This window comes from Sphingomonas sp. KR3-1, from assembly GCF_040049295.1.
Taxonomy (GTDB): domain Bacteria; phylum Pseudomonadota; class Alphaproteobacteria; order Sphingomonadales; family Sphingomonadaceae; genus Sphingomonas.
Genome location: NZ_JBDZDQ010000002.1, coordinates 228,489 through 253,233, shown reverse-complemented (window position 1 = coordinate 253,233; position 24,745 = coordinate 228,489). Strand labels below are relative to the sequence as shown.

The window sequence follows — 24,745 nt, the reverse complement described above, 5'->3', positions numbered from 1 at the left end:
TCGTGGCTCAGGCCATGTCCGCCGCGCGGTAGACATCCTCGTCCAGCTCGCCTTCCCAGCGACCCACCAGCGTCGCCACGGTCAGGTTCGCCGACGCACTCGGCACCGTCCGGGTCATGTCGAGCAGGCGATCGAACGGCAGCACGAAGCCGACCACCAGCGCCGTCTGCTCTGGCGAGACGCCCACCGCGCTCAGCACCGCCGCCAGCATGAACAAGGATGCCGAGGGCACCGGCGCCGTCCCGAACGCCGCCAGCGCCCCGGTGAGCAGCACCGTGGCATAGACGGTTGGCGTCAAATGCACGCCGAACGCCTGCAGCGCGAACATGCTCAGCAGCCCGACATACATCGCGGTGCCGTCCTTGCCGATGCTCGCGCCGAGCGGCAGCACCGTCGAGAAGACCGGCCGGCCGATGCCGAGATTCTGCTCGGAGACGCGCATCGCCACTGGCAGCGTCGCACCACTGGAAGCAGTCGAGAAGGCCACCGCCAGCGCATCGATGATCCCGCGGAAGAAGGGCAGCAGCGGCAGCCGAGCGACGAAGCGCAGCAACAGGCTGTGCACCACCAGCATCTGGATCAGCGAGCCGAGCACCACCGCCACCGCCAGCCAGCCGACATGGACGAACACCGCCGCGCCGTTCGCCGCGACCGCGTTGGCGATCAGCGCGAACACGCCGAACGGCGTCACTTCCATCACCAGCCCGACGACGCGCAGCAGCACCGCGGAGGTGGATTGCAGCAGCGTCGCGAACGGCTTCCCCGCTTCCCCCGCCACCACCGTGCCGCAGCCGATCAGGATCGAGGTGAAGATCAGCGCGAGCATGTCGCCCTTGGCCAGCGCATCGAAGATGTTGGTGGGGATGATGTTGATCAGCTGTTCATAGGGCGTGACCGGCGTTCCCAGCGCATGCGCCTGCGCGGTGCCGAGCGGCGCGCCGACGCCCGGCTGGACCAGCGTCGCGACCAGCATGCCCACCGACACCGCGATGAAGGTGGTCAGCGCGAACATGCCGATCGTCCGCCCGCCCAGGCTGCCGAGCCGCTTGGGATCGGCGAGTGTGGTGATGCCTGATGCGATCGTCACCAGCACGATCGGAGCGACCAGCATGCGGATCGCGCGGACGAACAGGTCGCCGATGAACTGCACCCAGTGCGCCTGCCCCGGCGCGACCAGCGCGAAGACCACGCCCAGCACGAGGAAGACAAGCACGCGCTTCCACAGCGCAGTGCCGAACCACCAGCTCACTTGCAGCTGCCAGGGGTCGGCTTGTGCGGCAGCGCGCGGCCACCGGCCTTGCCGGTCATCGCGCCCTTGTCGACCGCGACCACGCCGTTGACCACCACCGTCTGCACGCCGGCGGCATATTCGGTCGGCGCCTCATAGGTGGCGCGCGAGGCGTAGGTCTTCGGATCGAACACCACGACATCGGCGAACGCGCCGCTGCGCAGATGCCCGCGCCCGGCGAGCCCGAAGGTATCCGCGGTCAGCGCCGAGCTGCGCTCGATGAACTGGCGCAGCGTGATGACATGGTCGGTCTTGACGTACTTGTCGTACTTGCGCGCGAAAGTGCCATAGACGCGCGGATGGCCGCCCGAGGCGTCCGATCCGGTCATCACCCAGGGTTGCTGCATGAAGGCGGCGATGTCTGCCTCGCTCTGGTTGAACGAGACCGTGCCGGGATCGCCGATGCGGATCACCGCGATCGCGGCATCGACCGGCGCCAGGTTCATCTCCTTGGCGACGGCGTCGAGATAGCGGTTCCTGTACTTGCCCTCGACGATCAGCAGCTTGTCCGCTCCCCCGCGCTTGCGCAGGTTCTCGACCATGCCCTCATGCATCTTCTGGGTGAGCGCTGGATCGTCGAAGCGTTTGAGCAGCGCCGGGCGGCCGCCGTCCTGCGCCCAGAGCGGGACGAGCGAGGCGACCAGGCTCGTGCCCGATGCCGACCAGGGATATTGGTTGGCGGTCACCTTCTCGCCGCGCGCCCGCGCTGCCTCGATCATCGCGATGATCTTGGGCGCCTGGCCCTGCACGTCGACGCCGAGCGCCTTGATATGGCTGATATGCGCCGGCAGCCCGCCCTCGCGGCCGATGCGGATCGCCTCGTCGATCGCCGCCACCAGGCCGACGGTATAGCTGCTCTCGTCGCGGATATGGCTGTCATAGGTGCCGCCGCGCTTGCCGGCTTCCTTGGCGAGCTCGATCACTTCCTCGGTCTTGGCGAAGCTCTGCGGCGCGTAGAACAGTCCGGTGGAGAGGCCGATCGCGCCCTGGCACATCGCGCCGGCGACCAGCCCCTTCATCTTCGCCATTTCCTCGGGCGTCGGCGCGCGATTGTCCTCGCCCACCACCTTCTCGCGCACCGCACCGAAGCCGACATAGGTGGCGTAGTTGATCCCCACCGGCCGGGTAGCGGCGCTGCCCAGCGTCTTGGCGACGTCGGGGCTGCCGCCGCCGTCATTGCCGATGAACGCGGTGGTGACGCCCTGCATCAGGAAGGCAGGGACCAGCCGCTTGGCCGGGTCTGCCGATGCGAGGTCGCCACCCATGTGCGTGTGCGGATCGATGAAGCCGGGCGCGACGATCATGCCCGTGGCGTCGATGATGCGCGCGGCGCTGACATTGGCGTGCTTGCTGACCGAGACGATGTGATCGCCCGTGATCGCGACATCGCCGACGAACGGCGCGTCCGAACCGGTATAGATCGTGCCTCCGCGGATCAGCAGGTCGACACTCTGCGGGTAGGAGGGCGCGGCGGCGCCCAGCGAGACGGCGGCAATCCCGAGCAGCAGCGCGACCTTCATGGCGTTCCCCAAAATCCTTTGACGGGCGGATAGAGCGTGCCGTCCCGGTCCTCGACCCCGCCCGGACGATCCTTGGCGAGCCAGATCGGGCCGTCAAGGTCGGCGAAGTCGGACATGCGCGCGATGTGCAGCGCCGCGGCGATCGAAAGCGACGAGCTGACCATGCAGCCGGTCATCAGCCCGAGCCCCCGCGCACGGGTCGCCTGCGCAAGCTTGAGCGCCTCGGTAAGCCCCCCGGCCTTGTCGAGCTTGATGTTCACCACCTCGTAGCGGCGCGAGACGACGTCGAGCTCCGCGGTGGTGTGGATCGATTCATCGGCGGCGATCGGCACCAGGTGCGTGAATCCTTCCAGGCACGCATCGATCTCGGCGGAGACCGGCTGCTCGAGCAGGTCGACCTTCAGCTCGGCGAGCAAGGGCTGCATCGCCTCGACCAGCCGGGCGTCCCAGCTCTCGTTCGGATCGACGATCAGCCTGGCGTTCGGCGCGGCGGTGCGCACCGCCCGGATCTGCGCATCGGGCAGCCGGCCGTCGACCTTGACCTTGAGCAGCGGCGCGCTGGCGATGCGGCGCGCTGCAGCCCCCATCATCATCGGCGTGTCGATCACGATGGTCAGCGCGCTGGCGAGCGGCACCGGCTCGGGCGCACCGAGCAGTTCGGCGACGCTCCTGCCCGCCTCGCGCGCCTCGAGATCCCACAGCGCGCAATCGACGGCGTTGCGCGCGGCACCCGCTGACAGCAGCGCCAGCAGTTGCTCGCGCCCGGCCCCCGCCTCGATCGCCGGGCGCACCCGCTCGATCTCGGCCAGCGCGCTTTCGACGCTTTCGCTGTAGCGGGCATAGGGAACGCCTTCGCCCTTCCCCTCCAGCGCCCCCGCCCGGATCGATACCGTGACCACATCGGCCTCGGTCTTCACCCCGCGGGAGATGCGGAAGGGCTTGGTCAGTGCGAAGCGATCGTGGCGGGCCGTGAGGGTTCGGTGCATAGCAACTCGTCGATGATCGCCTCGACCCCGAAGGCGATCGGATCGGTGCAGGGAAGGCCAAGCTCGGCCTCGATTTCACGGCACAGCGCGCGGGCTTGGTCCGGCTCCATCCGCGAGGTGTTGAGGCAGATGCCGACGGCGCGGACATCGGGGCTGGTAAGGCGCGCGACCTGCAGGTTCGCCTCCAGGCACTCCTTCAGCCCCGGCAGCTTGCGCCCGGGAATGCCGCGCATGTGGCTGCGGCTCGGATCATGGCACAGCACGATCGCCTCGGGCTGGGCGCCGTGGAGCAGGCCTGTCGAGACCCCGGCGAAGCTCGGATGGAACAGCGAGCCCTGTCCCTCGATCAGGTCCCAGCCGCCGTCGGTACGCTGCGGGGTGAGCATCTCGATCCCGCCCGAGATGAAATCGGCGACCACGGCGTCGATCGGCACGCCGGCGCCGGCGATCAGGATGCCGGTCTGCCCGGTGGCACGGAAATCGGCCTTTTCGCCGCGCGCCTTCAGCGCCTCGGCCAGCGCGATCGTGGTGTACATCTTGCCGACCGAGCAATCGGTGCCAACGGTGAGCAGGCGGTGCCCGGCGCGCGGATAGCCGTTGCCGACACGCAGGTCCGCCGGCGGATCGCGCACGTCGAACAGCTGCAGGCCCTTTTCCTTCGCCAGCGCCGCGAGTTCGGGCACGTCGCGCAGCCGCTGGTGCAGGCCGGCGGCGATGTTCATCCCCGCGTTGAGCGCCGCGACCGCGTCCTTGACCAGGTCGCCGCCCATCGTGCCGCCCGAATTGGCGATGCCGAGCACGAGCGTCTTCGCCCCCGCCGCAGCGCCTTGTTCGATCGTCATGCGCGGCAGATCGAGCGTGAGCGGGCAGTCATCGTGACGGAATTCGCCCACGCAATCGTCCCGCCGGAATTCGGCGAGTCCGCGCGAGGTCTTGATGCCCACGAAATCGGCGCTGTGGCCGAGGTAAAGGAGATAAGGCGACGGTATCATTGTGAAATAACGCTATCGCCCCGCATCCGGCACCGCGCATAGCGAGTAGGCGTCTCGGCATAGCCAGCCGTTATGGCTAGGCGTCGATGACCTTGGCGAGCGTCTTGAGGAAATCGGTCGCCAGCGCCGTCGGCGGCCGGTTGAGCAGGAACATCGCATGGACGTCGAAGGTGAGCTGCGGCTTCAGCGGCCGCATCGACAGCCCGGGAACGAGCGAGGCCTGCGCCGTGAAGCTGTCGACCACCGTCATGCCGACGCCTTGGGCAACCAGCGCGGTGGCGATGTAGAAGGTGCGCGCGGAGATCACTTCGTCGAGGTCGAGCTCGAGCCGGGCGAGCTCCTGGCTGAACAGCTGGCCGATCGGTCCCGAATTGGCGAGGCTGATGAACGGGCGCCCGCGCAACCGCTCCAGCTCGATGCGCGGCGGCGCGTCGGGCATGTCCTCCTCGCGATAGAGCACCACCAGTTCGCCCTCGCCCAGCCAGCGATGGCCGATCGGGGCGGCGTGCGGCACCTCATAGGCGATCGCGACATCGGTCTCGCGCTCGTAGAGCTTCCTGAGCAGGTCGTCGTGGTGGACAGTCTGCAGGTCGAAGCGCACGCCATCATGCCCGCGCATGAAGCGCGAGACCGCGGTGGGCAGCGCATTGAGCGCCAGGCTGGGCAGCGCCGAGATCTTGAGCATGCCGCCCGCGCCGCGCTTCAGGTTCCGCCCGGCCTCGCGCAGCGCGTAGACGCGGTCCTGGATCTCCGAGACTTCGGTGAACAGCGTGTGCGCGTCCTCGGTGGGCACCAGCCGGCCGTTGGTGCGGTGGAAGAGCTGGAAGCCGAGCAGGCTCTCGGCGTGGCGCAGCATCTTCGAGACCGAAGGCTGCGACACGTTGAGCGCCCGCGCGGCGCCGCTGACGGAGCCGTTGACGTAGACCGCGTGGAAGATCTCGATATGCCGCAGGTTCATGGCGCTAGAGTAGCCGGGTTTGCGGAAAGAGGAAGGCCCCGCTTCGGTGCAATTGCCCCGACCCTCGTCACCCCCGCGAAAGCGGGGGCCCATCTCCGGGAGAAGCCAGGAAATACAACGGCTGTAGTGATGCAGGGGAGTACAGGAGATGGGTCCCCGCTTTCGCGGGGATGACGGCTCTATTCATCCTCGCGGCGTGAACTCGGCGACGAGATCGTAGCGATCGCCCGGGAAGGTCTGCCGCACGAAGGTCACCGCCCTCCCCGTGCGCCAGGTCCAGCGCTCGACCTGCAGACAGGCGGTATGCGGATCCAGCTTGAGCCGCGCCACCAGCGCGCGGCCGGCGGCGACTGCGCGGATGCGGTGGCGCGCGTCGGTCCAGGGGACGTGGTGGAGCAGCCACGAGCCCGGCGCCTCGGTCTCGAATGTGTCGGCGCGCGGCACCGGCACGGTATCGAGCGCGATCAGCCGGCGCTCGGCGGCGAAGGGCTGGCCGCCGGCGAAATGCACGCCCTCGATCAGCAGCGCGGGGAGCGCGATCCCCGAGATTTCGGCATCGGCGTCGCGATTGACCACGCGGCAGGTGTCGAGCTCCCAGCCATAGGCCTCGCCCCGCGCCGCGATCAGCTGGGCGAGGTCGGGCACTTCAAGCACCGCGGCATGGACCTGCGGGTGCGCGACGAACGAGCCGGCCTTGCGCCGCCGCTCGATCAGCCCCGCATGCGCCAGCCGCTCCAGCGCCTTGCTCACCGTCGCGCGTGCGCAGCCATAGTGCGCGACCAGCTCATGTTCGAACGGAATGCGGTCGCCCGGGCGCAGTTCGCCCGAACGGATGCGCTCCTCGATGTCCGAGCGGATGCGTTCCTGCAGCGTCACCCGAGCAGGCGCCCCAGGATTTTGTGATAATGATTAGCAATAACCGAGCGTGCGACATGTTCGCCGCGAACGACTCGCAGCGTGCCCGCGCGCCAGACGCAGTCGATCGTGCCGGCGCGGCCGGCGAAGATCCAGCGATCGAGAAGGGTGTCGGCGATCGCGCCGGCGAAGCTCGGATGGTCCATGTTCAGGCTCACGATATCGGCCGGAGCGCCGGGCGCAAACCCGGTTTCGACGCCGAGCGCCTGCCCTGCCCCGGCCAGCGCGGCGTCGAACAGCGTTTCGCCCACCGAAGCGCCCTCGGGCGCCAGGATCGCGCGGCGGCGCTGCGACAGGCGCTGCGAATATTCGAGCGCGCGCAGCTCGGCGGCGGCGTCGATCTGGATGTTGGAGTCGGTGCCGGTGGCGATCCAGCCGCCCGCCGCGAGGTAGCGCTCGGCCGGGAAGATGCCGTCGCCGAGATTGGCCTCGGTGACCGGGCACAGGCCAGCGACCGCGCCCGAGCCTGCCAGCCGGTCGGTTTCCGCATCGGTCAGATGCGTGGCGTGGATCAGCGTCCAGCGGGCATCGACTTCGGCATTATGGAGCAGCCATTCGACTGGCCGCGCACCGCTCCACTGCTCGCAGGCCTCGACTTCCTTGACCTGCTCGGCGGCATGGATGTGGATCGGGCCGTCGGTCAGCGCAGTGACCGCCGCCAGCTCCTCGGGCGTAACCGCGCGCAGCGAGTGCGGCGCCACCCCGAGCACCGCGTCGGCGGGCAGCTTGGCGCGGCTCGCCTCGACCAGTGCGGCAAAGCCGTCGAGGTCGGAGAGGAAGCGGCGCTGGCCCGGCTTGGGCAGGCGCCCGCCGAAATCGCTGTGCGCGTAGAAGACCGGGAGCAGGGTGAGGCCGATGCCCGTCTGCTCGGCCGCGGCGACGATCGCACCGGCGGTCTCGGCCGGATCGGCATAGCGGCCGCCATCGATGTCATTGTGAAGATAATGGAATTCGCCGACGCGAGTATAGCCGGTCTCTAGCATCTCGGCATAGGCGAGCGCGGTGATCGCGGCGATGTCCTCGGGGGTGAGCCGGTCGAGGAACCGGTACATGATCTCGCGCCAGCTCCAGAAATCGTCATCGGGCCGCCCGCGCCGCTCGCTCAGTCCCGCCATGCCGCGCTGGAAGCCATGGCTATGGACATTGCCGAGGCCGGGGATCGCGACGCGGTGGCGCTCGGCGCCGGGCGTGCAATCGGTGCCCGGCAGCACCTCGACAATACGCCCAGCTGCGATGCGCACGGTGACGCGCTCGGCCCAGCCGGCGGGTAGCAGCGCATTTTCGAACCAGAGATCCATCAGTGCCTCCTTTCATTATGTCTAGACATAACACAAAGCACGGGCAAGGATGGGGAGATGGATCGACTCTGGATTAACGCGCGGATCGCCACGATGGCGGGGCCAGGCCTCGGCATCGTCGAGCGCGGTGCGGTGGCGGTGAAGGACGGGCGGATCGCCTGGGTCGGCCCCGCCAGCGAAGCCCCAACCGGCTCCGAGACGATCGATTGCGAAGGCCGCTGGATCACTCCCGGGCTGATCGATTGCCACACGCATCTGGTCCATGGCGGCGACCGTGCGCAGGAGTTCGAGCTCCGCCTCCAGGGCGCGAGCTATGAGGAGATAGCCCGCGCCGGCGGCGGGATCGTCTCGACGATGCGCGCCACCCGCGCCGCCAGCGAGGCCGAGCTGGTGGCGAGCGCGCTCCCCCGCCTCGATGCGCTGATCGCCGAGGGCGCGACCACGGTCGAAGTGAAGTCCGGCTATGGCCTGTCGCTGGACGACGAGTTGAAGATGCTCCGCGCGGCCAGAGCGCTGGGCCAGGCGCGCCCGGTGCGGATCGCCACGACCTTCCTCGGCGCGCACGCCCTGCCGCCCGAATATGCCGACAACCGCGCTGGCTATGTCGACCTCGTCTGCGAGACGATGATCCCGGCGCTCGGCGACCTTGCCGACGCAGTGGACGCGTTCTGCGAAGGGATCGGGTTCACGGCGGAGGAAACCGCGCGGGTCTTCGAGGCCGCAAAGGCGCAGGGCCTGCGCGTGAAGCTCCACGCGGAGCAGCTCTCGAACCAGCACGGCGCGGCGCTGGCCGCATCCCACGGCGCGCTCTCTGCCGATCATCTCGAATATCTCGACGACGCGGGCATCGCCGCGATGGCGGCGGCCGGCACCGTCGCCACGCTCCTCCCCGGCGCCTATTACTTCGTCCGCGAGACCAAACTCCCGCCAATCCAGGCGCTCCGCGATGCCGGCGTCCCGATCGCGCTCGCGACCGATTGCAACCCCGGCACCTCGCCGCTCACCAGCCTGCTGCTCGTGATGAACATGGGCGCGACGCTGTTCCGCCTCACCGTCGAGGAATGCCTGGCCGGCGTGACGCGCGAGGCGGCGCGGGCGCTGGGGCTCCAGCATGAAATCGGCACGATCGAACCCGGCAAGAGCTGCGACCTCGCGATCTGGAACGTCGAGCGGCCGGCCGAGCTTGTCTACCGCATGGGGCTGAACCCGCTCCACACCCGCATCTGGAAGGGCCAATGACCGACATCCTGCTGATCCCCGGCGCCGTGCCGCTGGCCGAGTGGCGCGCGATCTGGCGCGGCGCGGTGCCCCGGCTCGATCCCGCCGCCGCCCCGCGCATCGCCGAGAGCGCCGCCGCCGTCGCGCGCATCCTCGCGCATGGCGCGCCGGTCTATGGGATCAACACCGGCTTCGGGAAGCTCGCCTCGGTAAAGATCGAGGCCGAGGACCTGGCAACGCTCCAGCGCAACATCGTCCTCAGCCACGCCGCCGGCATCGGCGTGCCCTCGCCCGCCCCCGTCGTCCGGCTGATGGTGGCGCTCAAGCTGGCAAGCCTGGCGCAGGGCGCCTCAGGCGTGCAGCCGGCGACCGTCGAACTGCTCGAGGCGATGATGGCAAAGGGCCTCACCCCGGTGGTGCCGAGCCAGGGTTCGGTCGGCGCGAGCGGCGATCTCGCCCCGCTCGCGCACATGGCCGCGACGATGATCGGCGTCGGCTCGATCGAAATGGAAGGCCGCGTGCTGCCCGCCGAGCAGGCGCTAGCCGAGGCGGGGCTCGCCCCGGTGACGCTCGGCCCCAAGGAAGGCCTCGCTCTCCTCAACGGCACCCAATTCTCCACCGCCAACGCGCTCGCCGGGCTGTTCGAGGCCGAGACTTTGTTCCAGGCCGCGCTGGTCACCGGCGCGCTCTCGACCGAGGCGGCCAAGGGCACCGATGCGCCCTTCGACCCGCGCATCCACCAGCTGCGCCGCCACCCCGGCCAGATCGCAGTCGGCGAGACGCTGCGCACGCTCATGCAGGGCTCGGCGATCCGCGCCTCGCACCGCGACGACGATCCGCGCGTCCAGGACCCCTATTGCCTGCGCTGCCAGCCCCAGGTGATGGGCGCGGTGCTCGACTTGCTGCGCCAGGCCGCGACGACGCTGGAGACCGAGGCCAATGGCGTAAGCGACAACCCGCTGATCTTCCCCGAGACCGACGAAGCACTGTCCGGCGGAAATTTCCACGCCGAGCCGGTCGCCTTCGCGGCGGACATGATCGCCCTCGCCCTCTGCGAGATCGGCTCGATCGCCGAGCGCCGCGTCGCGATGCTGGTCGACCCCGCGCTTTCCAACCTGCCCGCCTTCCTCACGCCCCAGCCGGGCCTCAACTCGGGCTTCATGATCCCCCAGGTCACCGCCGCCGCGCTCGTCTCCGAGAACAAGCAGCGCGCCACGCCCGCCAGCGTCGATTCGATCCCGACCTCTGCGAACCAGGAAGACCATGTCTCGATGGCCGCGCACGGCGCACGGCGCCTGCTCGACATGGCGGCGAACTGCGCCGGCGTGATCGGCATCGAGCTGCTCGCCGCCGCGCAGGGTTGCGATTTCCACACCGGCCTCACTTCCTCCGACGCCCTCGAACGCGTCCGCGCCCGCCTGCGCCGGGAGGTGCCGACGCTCGACCATGACCGGCATTTCCACCCCGATATCGAAGCCGCCACGGCAATCGTGCGCGCCGGCGCGGTGGCGGAGGCGGCGGGCATCGCGCTGCCGGGGGTCGCATGAACTGGCTGGAGATCCACCGGGGCGTGGCGCCGCTGATCGTCGCCTTCCCGCACACCGGCACCGACCTGGCGGGTGTCGAGGGCTTTGCTTCGCCCTGGCTCGCGACCAAGGACGCCGATTGGTGGATCGACCGGCTCTACGCCTTCGCCCGTGACCTCGGCGCGACGACGATCCGTACTCGCATCTCGCGTAGCGTGATCGACGTGAACCGCGATCCTTCTGGCGCGTCGCTCTATCCCGGCCAGGCGACCACCGAGCTCTGCCCGACCACGACCTTCGACGGCGAAGCGCTGCAGAACCCGGATGCGGACGAGATCGTCCGCCGCCGCGCGAACTGGTTCGATCCCTACCACGGGGCGATCGAAACCGAGATCGCCCGTCTCCGCGCGATCCACCCCAGGATCGTCCTCTACGACGCCCATTCGATCCGCAGCCACGTCCCTCGGCTGTTCGACGGCGAACTGCCCCAGTTCAACATCGGCACCAGTGGCGGTAGCACCTGCGCGCGGGCCCTCGCCGCCGCGGTCGAGGCCGCCTGCGCCGCCACGCCCTGGAGCCAGGTCACCGACGGACGCTTCCGCGGCGGCTGGACCACCCGCCACTATGGTCGGCCCGAGCAGGGCATGCACGCGATCCAGATGGAGCTCGCCTGCCGCGGCTATATCGACGAGCCCGCCGTCTTCGACGAGGTGCATTGGCCCACCTCCTACGACGAATCCCGCGCCGCCCCGATGCGCACCGCGCTCACCAACGTCCTCACCGCCTGCCTGAATTTCGCCGGAGCCCCGGAATGACTCGTCTCGACAACAGCCGCATCATCAAGCCCGCCACCGGCACCACGCTCAGCGCCAAGAGCTGGCTCACCGAAGCGCCGCTGCGCATGTTGATGAACAACCTACACCCCGACGTCGCCGAGCGGCCCGAGGAACTGGTCGTCTATGGCGGCATCGGCCGGGCGGCGCGCGACTGGGAGAGCTATGACAAGATCGTCGAAGCCCTCCAAAAGCTCGAAGCCGACGAGACGCTGCTGATCCAGTCGGGCAAGCCGGTGGGCGTGTTCCGCACGCACGAGAATGCGCCGCGCGTCCTCCTCGCCAACTCCAACCTGGTGCCGCACTGGGCGACCTGGGAGCATTTCAACGAATTGGATCGCAAGGGGCTGGCGATGTACGGCCAGATGACCGCCGGCTCGTGGATCTATATCGGCACCCAGGGCATCGTGCAGGGCACCTACGAGACCTTCGCCGAGATGGGCCGCCAGCATTATGGCGGCGACCTGAAGGGCCGCTGGCTGCTCACCGCCGGCCTGGGCGGCATGGGCGGGGCGCAGCCGCTCGCAGCGGTGATGGCGGGTGCCTCCTGCCTCGCCATCGAGTGCCAGCCGAGCCGGATCGAGATGCGCCTGCGCACCGGCTATCTCGACCACAGCGCCACGACGATCGACGAGGCGCTGGCGATCGTGCAGGGCGCCGACAAGCCCGTCTCGGTCGGCCTGCTCGGCAATGCGGCGGAGCTGCTGCCCGAGATGTTCGCGCGCGGCATCCGCCCCGATCTGCTCACCGACCAGACCAGCGCGCACGATCCGGTCAACGGCTACCTTCCCGCCGGCTGGACCGTCGCCGAATGGATCGACAGGCGCGAACGCGATCCCGAGAGCGTGGCAAGCGCCGCCAAGGCCTCGATAGCCGTCCACGTCCGGGCGATGCTCGACTTCCAGGCAGCGGGCGTGCCGACGGTCGACTACGGCAACAACATCCGCCAGGTCGCGCTCGATGCGGGCGTGACCAACGCCTTCGACTTCCCCGGCTTCGTCCCCGCCTATATCCGCCCGCTCTTCTGCCGCGGGATCGGCCCGTTCCGCTGGGCGGCGCTTTCGGGCGATCCCGAGGACATCGCCCGCACCGACGCCAAGGTGAAGGAGCTCCTCCCCGACAACGCCCATCTCCACAACTGGCTCGACATGGCCGCCGAGCGCATCCGCTTCCAGGGTCTGCCGGCGCGGATCTGCTGGGTGGGCCTCGGCGACCGCCACCGGCTCGGCCTCGCCTTCAACGAGATGGTCGCCTCGGGCGAGCTCAAGGCGCCGATCGTCATCGGCCGCGACCATCTCGACAGCGGCTCGGTCGCCAGCCCCAATCGCGAGACCGAGGCGATGCGCGACGGATCGGACGCCGTGTCCGACTGGCCCCTGCTCAACGCGCTGCTCAACACCGCGAGCGGCGCGACCTGGGTCTCGCTCCACCACGGCGGCGGCGTCGGCATGGGCTATTCGCAGCACGCCGGCATGGTGATCGTCGCCGATGGAACCCCCGAGGCCGCCAAGCGTCTTGCGCGCGTGCTTTGGAACGACCCCGCAACGGGCGTGATGCGGCATGCCGATGCCGGCTACGTCATGGCTTTGGATTGCGCACGGGAGAAAGGGCTGAACCTGCCCGGCATCCTGTAACCCGGCTTTCCCCGCCGGCAACGGCGGGGAGACGGAGGCGGGCCGTTGCTCGGAAACGAGCGCTGCAACAGCGGTCCGCCTCCTTGAAGATCAGATCTCCACGAACCTGCCGGCCGCGCGGTCCTTCACCACCTTGCCCGCTTCGAACACGGTGCCGTTCATCGTGATGTAGACGCCCGGCTGCGCGACCTGGACGGTGGCGAAGGCCATGCCGAGGTTGAAGGTCGCATCGCTCTCGGCAAAGCGCGCCGGGGCGAGCGCGCCGACCAATACGATCGTCTTGCCGGCGATGTGGCCGAGCGCCCTGGCGGTCTCGGTCATCGTGTCGGTGCCGTGGGTGATGACGATACGGCTGGCAGGAGACGCCGCGGCGCGCGCGGCGATCGTCGCACGATCGGCATCGTCCATGTCGAGGCTGTCCTTGCGCATCACTTCCTCGACCTGGAAGGGATGCAGCACCCGGCCGATCTCGAGCAGCCGCGTCACCATCGTGCCGACGATCGTGTACTGGCTCGAGGAGTCGAAATATTGCTTGTCGATCGTGCCGCCAGTGGTGAGCACGAGGATGGGCTGGGTGTCGGTCATGCGCGGCCCTTACGCCTGAATAGAGGCCCGGAAAAGCGCCGGTCTTCCGCATCCGTTGGGGCGTTGGACAAAATGCCCATCCGCTTCGGGCAACAACGGACGTGACCCGCCCGCCCCGTTCGGCTAGCCCGCAACCATGGCAATCTGGCGCGCCTTCTTCCGGGAGCATCGCTGGCTCGCGCTGTGGCTGATCGCCGCGGCGCTGGCGGTGAAGTCGCTCGTGCCTGCCGGATACATGCTCGCCGACACCGGCGCCCGGACGCTCACCATGGCGATCTGCGACGGCAACGGCCCCGCGACGATGACCATCGACGTGCCGATGGACCCCGGCCACAAGGCTCCGGCCAGCAAGCAGGACGGCGGCTGCGCCTTCTCCTCGCTCGCGCATGCTGCAGCCGGCGGCGCCAATCCGGCGCTGCTGCTCGCGGCGATCGCCTTCCTGCTCGCGCTCGGCTTCGCGCCCGCCGCCACGCCCGCGCTCCCGCGCCGCGCCTTTGCCCGGCCGCCTTCGCAAGGACCACCTTCCCACGCCTGAACCCGCGTCCTTCCTCGTTCAGGTGAATTCCCATGTCCCGATCTCGTCGCGCACACCTTTGTGCGCTGCCGCTGCTGTGCATTTCCGCCCCTGCCCTGGCGCAGGAGGGCGATGACCCGTCCATCCTCGTGATCGGCCAGAAGGATGCGCCGATCAGCATCGATCCGCGCGGGCTCTCGGTGAGCCTGGGCGACGCGCAGTTCGCGGGGATCAACGCCCAGAATGTCGAGGACCTGATGAAATACGCGCCCGATTTCTTCGTGCGCAAACGCTATGCGGGCGACTCCAACGGCGTCCCCGGCTTCCGCGGCACCCATTCCACGCAGAGCGCCCGCGCGCTGGTGATGGTCGACGGGTTCGTCGTGTCGAACTTCCTCGGCAACAGCTTCGCGTTCGCGCCCAAATGGGGCGTGGTCGGCCCCGGCGAAGTGCAGCAGTTCGACGTGGTCTACGGCCCCTATTCGGCGCGCTATTCGGGCAATTCGATGGGCGGCATCGTCAACATCACGACGCGCTCGCCCGAGAAGACCGAGGCCTTCGCCACCGTCCAGGGCCTGGCCGAGCCGTTCGACCAATATGGCACCCAGGCCACTTATTGGGGCTGGTCGGGCGAGGCCGGTCTCGGCTGGCGCCAGAAGGACGGCCCATGGTCGGCACGACTCTCGGGCCGGCATTTCCGCAACGACGGCCAGCCGATGAGCTGGTACGGGCTCACCCCGGTAGCGGGCGCGCCGGGCACGGTAGTCACCGGCGCAGTGGTCGACGCGGGCCAGGCAATCCCCAACGCCCCGGGCAGCACGGCCAACCCGATCTTCGCCGCGCAGAGCCCCGCCGCAACGACGCAGGACCAGGCCAAGCTGCGCATCGGCTATGACGGCGCCTCGGGCGTCACCGGCGAGCTGCTGTTCGCGTACTGGCACAATCTCGATGCGCAATACGCCCCCGACTGCTATCTGCGCGACGCTGCCGGCAACAAGGTGTGCGAGGGGCGCGTAACCACGCTCGGCCAGACCTGGACCGCCTCGGGCGCCAAATGGTCGCGGACGGTGCGCGACGAGTTCCTCGCCGGCGGCAGGATCGCCGCACCGATCGCGCCCGACGTCACGGCGAAGCTCAACCTCTCGACCTATCAGGTCGCCCGCTCTGACGGGTTCACCTCGGGCAGCTGGGCGGCGGGTGGCAGCGACGGCGCCGGCACGCTCGCCCGCCAGGGACCGACCGGCTGGGTCACCGGCGATATCTCGCTCGATGCCCGCACGGGTCCGTTGACCCTCGCCGCCGGCGCGAGCGGCAATCTCTACCGGACCGACCTCACCAACTACAGCGTGCCGCACTGGCGCGCCGACGATGGCCGTGCCTTTTCGACGCGCACCTTCGGCAAGACCCGGCTGCTCGCCGGCTGGGGCGAGGCGCGGCTGCGCGCCGAAGCATTGGCCTTCACGCTGGGCGCCCGCGTCGAGAGCTGGCGCGCGTTCGACGGCGGGCTCGGCCGGATCGGCACCGGCGGCACACCGGTGACCAACCGCTACGCCGTCCGTAGCGCCACGGCCTTCGATCCGAAATTCTCGGTCGAATGGCATGCCGGGCAGACCAGCGCCCAGCTCAGCCTCGCCGAGGCGACGCGCTTCCCCACCGTCGGCGAGCTGTTCCAGGGCAGCCTCAACGGCGATGGCAGCTTCAACGCCAACAGCTTCGATCCGGACCTCAAGCCCGAGCGCTCGCGCGACGCGAACCTGGTGGTGGCGCACGATTTCGGCACGCTGAAGCTCACCGGCTCCGCCTTCTGGCAGCGCGTGGACAACACGATCTTCTCGTTCGTCGGCTTCAACCAGAACGGCATCACCACTTCGACCTTCAAGAATATCGACGTGACGCGCCAATACGGCTTCGAGCTGATCGCCGAGGCGCGCGATGTCGGGCTGCGCGGGCTCGATCTCGACGCGAACCTCGCCTGGATCGACTCGCGCACCGTCCGCAACGACAGCGCCCCGGCCGCCGAGGGCGTGCAGTTCCCGCGCATCCCGCGCTGGCGGCTCAACGCCAATCTCCGCTACACGCTCACGCCGCGCCTGCTCGCCTCGCTCGGCATGCGCTATGCCTCGCGGCCCAATACCGATCTGTTCGGCCTCCAGCGCGGCGATACGTTCGGCTACACGTCCGAGCTGTTCGCGCTCGATGCCAAGGTGAACTGGAAGATGACCGATCAATTGCGGCTGAGCGTAGGCGTGGACAATATCACCAATGATCGCGCTTGGGTCTATCACCCCTATCCGCAGCGCAGCTTCCTGCTCGAAGCGGGGTGGACACTGTGAGCGAGGCGCCCCCACCCACGCCCAGCGTGCGCCAGGAACGCTGGTTCCGCGCGGTGTGGCGCTGGCATTTCTATGCCGGAATCTTCTGCCTGCCCTTCATCCTGTGGCTCTCGGTGACCGGCGGCCTCTATCTGTTCAAGCCCCAGATCGAGGGTTGGCTCTACGCGCCTTACAGCCATGTCGCCGCGCCCGGCGTGGCGATGCTCGCGCCCGAGAAGATCGTCGCGGCGGGCACGGCGGCGGTGCCCGGGTCGGTGCTCCACAAATATGTCCTGCCCGAAGCCTCCGACGACGCCGTCCAGCTCCTCGTCGGCAGCGGCGCGCAGGAGACACGGGTCTGGGTGCATCCGCAGACTGGCGCGGTGTTGAACAAGGCGGTCGAGGAAGACCGCTTCATGCGCGTCATCTTCCGCCTCCACGGCGAGCTGCTCGCCGGCAATACCGGTTCGGCGCTGGTCGAGATCGCTGCCTGCTGGACGATCGTGATGATCCTCACCGGGCTGTTCCTCTGGTGGCCGCGCGGCCGCGCCGGCAAGGGCCTGGGCGGGATCGCCTGGCCGCGCCTGCGCGCAGGCAAGCGCGTCTTCTGGCGCGATCTCCACGCAGTAACCGGGCTGTGGGTGTCGCTCGGCGCGGTGTTCCTGATCGCCTCGGGCCTGCCCTGGGCGAAGAACTGGGGCGACTATCTCAAGCAGGTCCGCGTCGCCACCGGCACCGCGCCGCTGCGGCAGGACTGGTCCGCCGGCTCGGTCGCGGATGCAGCGGCCCGCGCCGATCTCGACAAGGGCGTCCGCGCCATGCTGGACGAGCATGCCGAGCATCACGGCATGACGATGCCGCACGTCCAGCCCACCGGCCCGGCGCTCGACCGCGTCGTGGCGAAGGCGACGACGCTCGGCCTTGCCGCCCCCGCCGAAGTCAGCCCGCCGAGCAAGCCGGGCGGCCGCTGGCTCGTCCAGTCGCAGGCCGAGGACCGCACGCTGCGCGTCTCGGTGGAAATCGGCGACGATGGCGCGGTGATCGGTTCGCAGCGCTTTGCCGAGCGCCACTGGATCGACCGCGCGGTCGGTTACGGCGTCGCGATCCACGAGGGCGCCTGGCTCGGGCTGCTCAACCAGCTGGTCAACCTCACCGTCCTGCTCGGCCTGGTTATGCTGGCGCTCTCCAGCATCGTGCTGTGGTGGCGGCGGCGCCCCCAGGGCGAGCTCGGCGCCCCGGCCGCCAAGCATCCGCTCAAGCACAGCTGGGCGCTGGTCGGCGCCACACTGCTGCTCGGCCTGCTGCTGCCCCTGTTCGGCATTACCCTGGCGATCGCCGCGGCGTTCGAGGCCGCAGCGACTCGCATCGCCCCGGGCCTTTCGCGCTGGATGGGCCTGCGCGTGTCCAAAATGTAACCTGGCGGCCAGCGCCGCTACACCTTGCCGGGGCTATTCCAGTCTCACGGTCGCCGAAGCGGACCGCGAGAACAGGAGACCCGGAGATGGCCAATCCCCGCATTGCAGTCACCCTGCTGGCACTTGCCACGCTGGCATGCGGTTCGGCGGCCTGGTCGACCGCGGACGCCCGCCTCGCGAGCAAGCCTGCGGTGGCAACATCGCAACACAGATAACGAGCTTGGCGCTGCCCATTACACCCTGTTCCGGGTGGCGCCAGGCGGGTGCGGATTGCCCTCTTTTATCCGCACCCGCGTACATGAGCGGCCGGCGCGTTCCTCCCTTTGCGCGCCGGTCGTTTCATGTCCGGGCGCCTACGCACATGACACGAATTTAATCTTGGAGGCAGGTCCGCGAAGGGCTTGCGCGACTAGATAGGCAAGGCACGCCACTTATCAGCGTTCGTGGCGGGCAAACCAGCGGCGTCCGGCCCCACCGCACTCCTCGGGCCGGGCGTCGCACCATTTTCGACATTGGCAGGGCACAACGGCGATGGAACGTCCGATCTTCTTTGACGCAAGCGGCAAACGGAACCGCTGGACGATGCGCGCCTTCTTCCTGTCGCTGCTGGTGATCGTGGTCGCCGTGGGCGCCTTTGCGATGACCGTGGTGCGCGTGCCCAATCCCGGCCCGCTCGCGATGGCGATGGAGCATCCCCAGCCGCGCTCGCTCAAGCAGCAGGCCAACCGCATCCGCCACAGCTTCGCCTCCTGGCTGCCGCGCGGCGCCGCGCACGGCTCGAGCGCGCCGCTCGCCGTCGGTTTCTACGTGCCCTGGGACGATGCCAGCCGCGCCTCGCTGCGCCGCCATGTCGGCGAACTCGATTGGGTCGTGCCGGCGCTCTACAGCGTCACCGGCGCGCAGCACCAGATCACCGTCACCCCCGATCCCCAGTTCGACACGATCATCGCCTCGGCTACGCGCCGGCCCAAGGTGCTGCCGATGGTGCAGAACGCCACCGGCGACAATTGGGACAGCGCCGGCGCCGCCGCGCTGCTCCACAACCCCGCCGCCCGCGCCGCCTTCCTCGACAACCTCCAGCGCACCCTGGTCGCGCGCAAGGCCGACGGCGCCGTGTTCGACTTCGAGGAGCTGCCCACCGCCTCGCAGCGCGACTATCTCGCCCTGCTGCGCGAGGCGCACGCCAAGTTCGGGGCCAAGCTCAGCATCGCCGTCACCGTGCCCGCGCAGGACGACGACTGGAACATGAAGGCCTATGCCGCGGTCACCGATCGCGTGATCCTGATGGACTATGACGAGCATGCCCCGGTCACCGCGGCGGGCCCGATCGCCAGCCAGGCCTGGTTCGTCCAGCAGATGAACGCCGCGCTCAAGCAGGTCCCCGCCGACAAGCTGATCGTCGGCATCGCCAACTATGGCTATAACTGGACCGCCACCGGCACTGCCTCGCCGCTGTCGATCGAAGAAGCCTGGCTGATCGCGCATGACAGCGACGCGCCGGTCACTTTCGACCGGACCAGCGGCAACCAGACCTTCGCCTATGAAGAAAACGGCGTGAACCACACCGTGTGGATGGCCGACGCCACCACTGCGTGGAACCAGCTGCGCGCCGCCAACATCAAGGGCGTCGGCGGCGTCGCGCTGTGGCGTCTCGGCGCCGAGGATTCGAACTTCTGGAAGGCGCTGGGCGCCGCGCATTCGGGCAAGATCCCCGACCTGCGTGGGATCGAGGCGGTCGGCGACGTCGATATCGAAGGCTCGGGCGAGATCCTGCGCATCACCAGCACGCCGAGCACCGGCGCGCGCACCATCGTCCAGAATCCCAATGGCCTGATCGTCGACGAGCATTTCCAGTCGCTCCCGACGCCCTATGTCGTCACCCGCACCGGCTACATGCCCGGCAAGGTCGCGCTGACCTTCGACGACGGCCCCGATGCCGACTGGACGCCGAAGATCCTCGACGTGCTCAAGCAGAAGCACGCCACCGCCACCTTCTTCCTGATCGGCGAGAATGCGATGGCGGATCCCTTCCTCGTCCGCCGCATCGTCGACGAAGGCAACGAGATCGGCAGCCACACCTTCACCCACCCGAACCTGGCGCTCGCCTCGGCCCGCGGCACCCGCATCGAGCTCAACGCGACGCAGCGCCTGCTCGAGGCCTATACCGGCCGCTCGATCCGCCTGTTCCGCGCGCCCTATTTCGGCGACGCCGAGCCGACGACGGCGGACGAGCTCATCCCCGCGCTCACCGCGCAGCGCGCGGGCTACACCAATGTCGGCCTGCACGTCGATCCGAACGACTGGCAGCGCCCCGGCGTCGATGCGATCGTCAACACCACACTCAGCGAGGTCGAGGCCGGCAATTACGACCAGTCGGGCCAGATCATCCTGCTCCATGACGGCGGCGGCGATCGCTCGCAGACGCTGGCGGCGCTGCCGCAGATCATCGACGGGCTCCGCGCCAAGGGCTACCAGATCGTCCCCGTCTCGCAGCTCGCCGGCCTCACCCGCGACCAGGTGATGCCCGAAGTGCAGGGCGCCGATCTCGCCGCGGTGCGCACCGATGTCGGCATCTTCCTGATCGTCGCGATGATCGGTTTCGCGCTGAAGTGGCTGTTCTTCGCCGCGATCGCGCTCGGCATCGCCCGCGCGCTCGTCCTCGCCGCGCTCGCGGTGAACGGCAACCGCCGCAAGAACCGCCCGGTGGCGCCGGAGATCGACCCGACGCGCTTCGTCTCGGTGCTGATCCCCGCCTATAACGAGGCGAAGGTGATCGAGGGCTCGATCCGCCGCGTGCTCGACAGCGAGCAGGTCAATGTCGAGGTTATCGTGCTCGATGACGGCTCGAAGGACGGCACCAGCGCGATCGTCAGCGCTGCCTTCGCCGAGGAGCCGCGGGTCAAGCTGCTCACGCTGGAGAATGGCGGCAAGGCGCGCGCGCTCAACAAGGGGCTGGAGATCGCCAGGGGCGACATCGTTATCGCGCTCGATGCCGATACCCAGTTCGAGCCACTGACCATCGCCCGCCTCGCCCGCTGGTTCGAGGACGAGGAGATCGGCGCGATCGCCGGCAACGCCAAGGTCGGCAACCGCGTCAACCTGGTCACCCGCTGGCAGTCGGTCGAATATGTCACCTCGCAGAATCTGGAACGCCGCGCGCTCTCCAGCCTCGATGCGATCATGGTGGTGCCCGGCGCGGTCGGCGCGTGGCGCAAGGCGGCACTCGACGAGGTCGGTGGCTATCCGGTCGACACGCTCGCCGAGGACCAGGACCTGACCATCGCCATCCAGCGCATGGGCTGGCGCGTCGGCTACGACATCGATGCGGTCGCCTGGACCGAGGCGCCCGAGAGCTTCGGCGCGCTCGCCAAGCAGCGCTTCCGCTGGGCATTCGGCACGCTGCAGTGCCTGTGGAAGCACCGCGAGATCATGCGCACGCGCAAGCCCGGCGGCCTCGCGCTGGTCGGCGTGCCCCAGGCCTGGGTGTTCCAGATCGGCTTCGCGATGATCTCGCCGCTGATCGACCTCGCGCTGGTCCTCTCGATCCTCGGCACCGCGCTGCGCGTCTACCAGCATGGCTGGGCGCAGACCGAGAGCGACGTGATCCGGATGGGCATCTACTGGATCGCCTTCACCAGCATCGACTTCCTGTGCGGCTGGGTGGCCTATGCCCTTGAGAAGCGCGAGAAGCGCTATCCCGGGCTGCTGCTGCTCGCCCAGCGCTTCGTCTATCGCCAGCTGATGTACTGGGTGGTGCTTCGTGCCGTCGCCAATGCGCTGCGCGGGCCCTGGGTCGGCTGGGGCAAGCTCGAGCGCAGCGGGCGCGTCGATGCCCAGGCGCCGGCGGAGACCCCGGCCCCGGCGAAAGTGCGGGCACCGGTACCCGCCGAGTGAAGGGACCACCGCAGGCGCATCACAGCCAGTACACGCTGGACGAGCGCGCCTGCCGGATGATCTGCCCGATCGCGGCGGCGATGGTCGGCGTCTGCCTCACCGCGATCGGCATCCTGCGCGTGGTGATCGCGGTGCGGAAGGCGAACACGCTGGCCGACGACATGCTGGCGCTGGACGCGGTGCTGTTCCTGATCGCGACCCTGACGTCGTACTTCGCCCTGCGCAACGGCCCCGGCAAGCGCCTCCACACGCTGGAGCGCATCGCCGACGTGACCTTCATCACCGCGATGTCGCTGATGACGCTGGTCGCCCTTGTGATGACCTACGCGCTGGCGGTGTAGCTTCTTTTCCCTCTGCCGCTTTGCGAGAGAGGGACTTAGAACCTGATCACAGCCCGCAACCCAGGCGCCGCATCCTCCAGCAGGAACCGCCCCTGGTGCAGCCGCGCCACCGCTTCGACCAGCGACAGCCCCAGCCCCGATCCCGCGACGTGCCGCGCCGGATCGAGCCGGCCGAACCGTCGCATCGCTTCCTCGCGGCGCGCCTCCGGGATACCGGGCCCGTCATCGGCGACCGACAGCGCGATCTCGCCACCCTCGCGCGCAGCGCGCACGGTGATGCGGTGCCCGCCCTCGGCATATTTGGTGGCGTTCTCGATCAGATTGCCGAGCGCCTGGCCGATCAGCTCGCGGTGGAGCAGCGCGTGCAGCCCCGGTTCGGCCTCCGCCACCACCTCGAAACCGCGATCCTCGGCGAGCGGGCCATAGACTTCGGCGAGATCCTCGAGCAGCGCGGCAAGGTCGGTATCGACGAAGCGGTCGCGCCCGATCCCTGCCTCGGCCCGGCTGATCAGCAGCGCCGTCGAGAGCATGCCGAGCAGCGTCTCCGCCTCGCCCGAGACGCGCTCGAGCGCCGCCAGCGCCGTCTCGTCGTCGGTCTCAAGGATCGCCCGCTCGAGCACCACCTTGATCCGGGTGACCGGCGATTTCAGGTCGTGCGCCAGCCCGTCGGTCATCATCCGCAGCTGCGAGACCAGCGCCTCGATCCGGTCGAGCATCGCATTGACCGACTGGCCGAGCGCGTCGAACGCATCGCCGCTGCCGCTGGTCGGCACGCGCCGGCCCAGCCGCCCCTCGCCCACTTCGCGCGCAGTGACCACCACGCCCTGGATCTGGTTGGAGAGCACCCGGCCGATCAGCAGCGCGCTCAGCAGCGCGAAGAACACGCCGATCACCAGCGCCGCAGTGATCGCCTCCTCGTTCACCCGCGCCAGCCGCACGCTCGCGCTGATCACGTGCCCTGCGAGCAGGCGCTCGCCATTGGGCAGCGTCGTCGAGGAGACGCCCATCAGCTCGGGCCGGTCGCTGCCGGTGCGATAGAGCTCGATCGCGCGCCAGTCGGTCTCCGCCGGCATCACCGTGGGCCAGTCGCCCAGATTGCCGCGGATCGGGTCCTCGCCGGCAGTGGCGAGCAGGATCACCGGCGGGCTGGCATGCGCCTGTTGCAGCCGCACGTCGATGATCCGGCGCAGCGCGGTATCGCCGCCGGCGCGCCAGGCCGAGACGAGGTCGTCGCGCAGCTCGGCAACCAGCGCCTTCTGCTCGGCAGCCAGCGCGCGCTCGCTCGATTGCTGGACGAACAGCAGGATGCCGCCGGTGACGGTGAGCTGCACCAGGAACGCCACGATGACGAAGCGCGCCGTTACCGAGCGCGCCAGCTGCCCCCAGCGCAGCCGCATCTCAGTCCGCCGGGCCGAGGCGATAGCCGGCGCCGCGGATGGTGTGGAGGATCGGCTCGCCGCCATCGTCGAGCTTCTTGCGCAGGCGGCTGATATGCACGTCGATCACGTTGGTTCCGGGATCGAAATGATAGTCCCACACGCCTTCGAGCAGCATCGTCCGGGTGATCACCTGGTCCGGGTGGCGCAGGAAATATTCGAGCAGGCGAAACTCGCGCGGCTGCAGGTCGATCACCTTGGCGCCGCGCTTCACCCGCCGCGAGAGCAGATCCATCTCGAGATCGCCCGAGCTGAGCTTGGTCACCGCCGTCTCGGCCGCGCCGCTCTTGCGCAGCAGCAGCCGCACGCGGGCGAGCAGCTCGGCAAAGGCGAAGGGCTTCACCAGATAGTCGTCGGCGCCCGAGGTGAGCCCGCCGACCCGGTCGTCGGGCGTGCCGAGCGCGGAGAGGATGATCACCGGCGTCTCGATCTTGGCGGCCCGGAGGGCGCCGAGCACCGCCATGCCGTCCATGCCGGGAAGCATGCGATCGAGCACGATCGCGTCGTAGCTGCCGTCGCTGGCGAGGAACAGGCCGTCGCGCCCATTGTCGGCGCGGTCGACCGTGAACCCCTCTTCGGTCATTCCCTTGGCGATGTAAGCGGCGGTAGGCTCGTCATCCTCCACCACCAGCAACTTGTGCCCCATTTTCTCCACTCGCGCTTCGCAAGAGCCTGACATGTCGTAGCTGCTTTTGATGCATCAAGTCGAGCGATAGCGCAGGCTGGTGGTCGTCGCGCAGATAGCGGCGGGCCTGGTCGAGCGTGTTGGTCGCGCGGCCGTCGATGGCGAGGATCGCATCGCCCACTTCCACACCGTCCTGCGCCGCTTCGCTGCCCGAGCGCAGGCTGGTGACGACCAGCCCGTGCGGCGTGCCGCCCGGCTGTTCGGCCGTGAAGCCCGGGAATAAATTGGCACCATTCTGGGCCGAGAAGAAGTGGTTGATCCCCGATCGCCACGCCCAGCCGAGGATCACCACGGCACTGAGCGCGAACGACAGGACGAGGATCAGCACGAACCCGTCGGGTCCGCGCGCAGCCTTGGCAAGGGCGCTGTCCTGGATGTCGCTGGTCGTCATTGCA

General features: G+C 69.0%; 20 protein-coding genes. 9 read left to right on the top strand and 11 right to left on the bottom strand.

The window, feature by feature from the left end:
• Positions 1 to 7: 7 nt before the first annotated feature.
• From ABLE38_RS13075 to ABLE38_RS13045, 7 genes are all read right to left on the bottom strand, one after another.
• On the bottom strand, positions 8 to 1,249 hold the full coding sequence (locus ABLE38_RS13075; RefSeq protein ID WP_348974665.1) for a dicarboxylate/amino acid:cation symporter: 1,242 nt from the start codon (positions 1,247 to 1,249) through the stop codon (positions 8 to 10).
• On the bottom strand, positions 1,246 to 2,808 hold the full coding sequence (locus ABLE38_RS13070) for an amidohydrolase family protein (protein ID WP_348974664.1): 1,563 nt from the start codon (positions 2,806 to 2,808) through the stop codon (positions 1,246 to 1,248). Before ABLE38_RS13070 ends, ABLE38_RS13075 begins: the two co-directional genes overlap by 4 nt.
• Positions 2,805 to 3,794, bottom strand: coding sequence for an N-acetyl-D-Glu racemase DgcA (gene dgcA, locus ABLE38_RS13065; RefSeq protein WP_348974663.1), 990 nt, complete (start codon positions 3,792 to 3,794; stop codon positions 2,805 to 2,807). Before dgcA ends, ABLE38_RS13070 begins: the two co-directional genes overlap by 4 nt.
• The gene (gene dgcN / locus ABLE38_RS13060; protein ID WP_348974662.1) at positions 3,752 to 4,786 is read right to left on the bottom strand and encodes an N-acetyltransferase DgcN; all 1,035 of its coding nucleotides are present in this window, start codon (positions 4,784 to 4,786) and stop codon (positions 3,752 to 3,754) included. Before dgcN ends, dgcA begins: the two co-directional genes overlap by 43 nt.
• 76 nt (positions 4,787 to 4,862) lie before the next feature.
• Positions 4,863 to 5,744, bottom strand: coding sequence for a LysR family transcriptional regulator (locus ABLE38_RS13055; RefSeq protein WP_348974661.1), 882 nt, complete (start codon positions 5,742 to 5,744; stop codon positions 4,863 to 4,865).
• A gap of 183 nt (positions 5,745 to 5,927) precedes the next feature.
• On the bottom strand, positions 5,928 to 6,620 hold the full coding sequence (locus ABLE38_RS13050; protein WP_348974660.1) for a UTRA domain-containing protein: 693 nt from the start codon (positions 6,618 to 6,620) through the stop codon (positions 5,928 to 5,930).
• Complete coding sequence (locus tag ABLE38_RS13045) at positions 6,617 to 7,957, bottom strand: formimidoylglutamate deiminase (RefSeq protein WP_348974659.1); 1,341 nt, start codon at positions 7,955 to 7,957, stop codon at positions 6,617 to 6,619. The genes ABLE38_RS13050 and ABLE38_RS13045 overlap by 4 nt, the downstream gene beginning before the upstream one ends.
• Before the next feature lie 57 nt (positions 7,958 to 8,014).
• On the opposite strand from ABLE38_RS13045, the gene hutI reads away from it, so the two are divergent.
• Genes hutI through hutU form a run of 4 tightly spaced genes read left to right on the top strand, consistent with a single transcriptional unit; the run spans position 8,015 to position 13,168 of the window.
• A complete protein-coding gene (gene hutI, locus ABLE38_RS13040; RefSeq protein WP_348974658.1) occupies positions 8,015 to 9,196 on the top strand; it encodes an imidazolonepropionase in 1,182 nt (393 codons plus the stop codon).
• Positions 9,193 to 10,722 carry a histidine ammonia-lyase gene (hutH, locus tag ABLE38_RS13035; RefSeq protein WP_348974657.1) on the top strand — a complete coding sequence of 510 codons (1,530 nt, stop codon included), beginning with the start codon at positions 9,193 to 9,195 and terminating at the stop codon, positions 10,720 to 10,722. Before hutI ends, hutH begins: the two co-directional genes overlap by 4 nt.
• Positions 10,719 to 11,516 (top strand): N-formylglutamate deformylase, encoded by a 798-nt coding sequence (hutG, locus tag ABLE38_RS13030; RefSeq protein WP_348974656.1) that lies wholly within the window; start codon positions 10,719 to 10,721, stop codon positions 11,514 to 11,516. The genes hutH and hutG overlap by 4 nt, the downstream gene beginning before the upstream one ends.
• Entirely contained in the window at positions 11,513 to 13,168 is a 1,656-nt protein-coding gene (gene hutU, locus ABLE38_RS13025) for a urocanate hydratase (RefSeq protein WP_348974655.1), read from the top strand. Before hutG ends, hutU begins: the two co-directional genes overlap by 4 nt.
• A gap of 90 nt (positions 13,169 to 13,258) precedes the next feature.
• Here hutU and ABLE38_RS13020 read toward each other — a convergent pair whose 3' ends face one another.
• Entirely contained in the window at positions 13,259 to 13,753 is a 495-nt protein-coding gene (locus ABLE38_RS13020; protein ID WP_348974654.1) for an asparaginase domain-containing protein, read from the bottom strand.
• A 136-nt stretch (positions 13,754 to 13,889) separates the two neighbouring features.
• Here ABLE38_RS13020 and ABLE38_RS13015 point away from each other — a divergent pair, with 136 nt between their 5' ends.
• The 5 genes from ABLE38_RS13015 to ABLE38_RS12995 all read left to right on the top strand — a co-directional run bounded on the left by ABLE38_RS13015 (position 13,890) and on the right by ABLE38_RS12995 (position 22,229).
• Positions 13,890 to 14,288, top strand: a complete 399-nt coding sequence (locus ABLE38_RS13015; RefSeq protein ID WP_348974653.1) for a DUF2946 family protein — start codon at positions 13,890 to 13,892, stop codon at positions 14,286 to 14,288.
• A 32-nt stretch (positions 14,289 to 14,320) separates the two neighbouring features.
• Positions 14,321 to 16,600: a TonB-dependent receptor gene (locus ABLE38_RS13010; RefSeq protein WP_348974652.1), complete on the top strand. Its 2,280-nt coding sequence runs from the start codon at positions 14,321 to 14,323 to the stop codon at positions 16,598 to 16,600.
• Positions 16,597 to 17,994, top strand: coding sequence for a PepSY domain-containing protein (locus tag ABLE38_RS13005; protein WP_348974651.1), 1,398 nt, complete (start codon positions 16,597 to 16,599; stop codon positions 17,992 to 17,994). Before ABLE38_RS13010 ends, ABLE38_RS13005 begins: the two co-directional genes overlap by 4 nt.
• A 531-nt stretch (positions 17,995 to 18,525) precedes the next feature.
• Positions 18,526 to 21,888, top strand: a complete 3,363-nt coding sequence (locus ABLE38_RS13000) for a glycosyltransferase (protein WP_348974650.1) — start codon at positions 18,526 to 18,528, stop codon at positions 21,886 to 21,888.
• A complete protein-coding gene (locus ABLE38_RS12995) occupies positions 21,885 to 22,229 on the top strand; it encodes a hypothetical protein (protein ID WP_348974649.1) in 345 nt (114 codons plus the stop codon). Before ABLE38_RS13000 ends, ABLE38_RS12995 begins: the two co-directional genes overlap by 4 nt.
• Before the next feature lie 35 nt (positions 22,230 to 22,264).
• Here the strand turns inward: ABLE38_RS12995 and ABLE38_RS12990 are convergent, their stop codons facing one another.
• Genes ABLE38_RS12990 through ABLE38_RS12980 form a run of 3 tightly spaced genes read right to left on the bottom strand, consistent with a single transcriptional unit; the run spans position 22,265 to position 24,741 of the window.
• On the bottom strand, positions 22,265 to 23,626 hold the full coding sequence (locus ABLE38_RS12990; RefSeq protein WP_348974648.1) for a HAMP domain-containing sensor histidine kinase: 1,362 nt from the start codon (positions 23,624 to 23,626) through the stop codon (positions 22,265 to 22,267).
• A gap of 1 nt (position 23,627) precedes the next feature.
• Positions 23,628 to 24,311, bottom strand: a complete 684-nt coding sequence (locus tag ABLE38_RS12985; protein WP_348974647.1) for a response regulator transcription factor — start codon at positions 24,309 to 24,311, stop codon at positions 23,628 to 23,630.
• Positions 24,280 to 24,741, bottom strand: a complete 462-nt coding sequence (locus ABLE38_RS12980) for a PDZ domain-containing protein (RefSeq protein ID WP_348974646.1) — start codon at positions 24,739 to 24,741, stop codon at positions 24,280 to 24,282. The genes ABLE38_RS12985 and ABLE38_RS12980 overlap by 32 nt, the downstream gene beginning before the upstream one ends.
• Positions 24,742 to 24,745 lie beyond the last annotated feature (4 nt).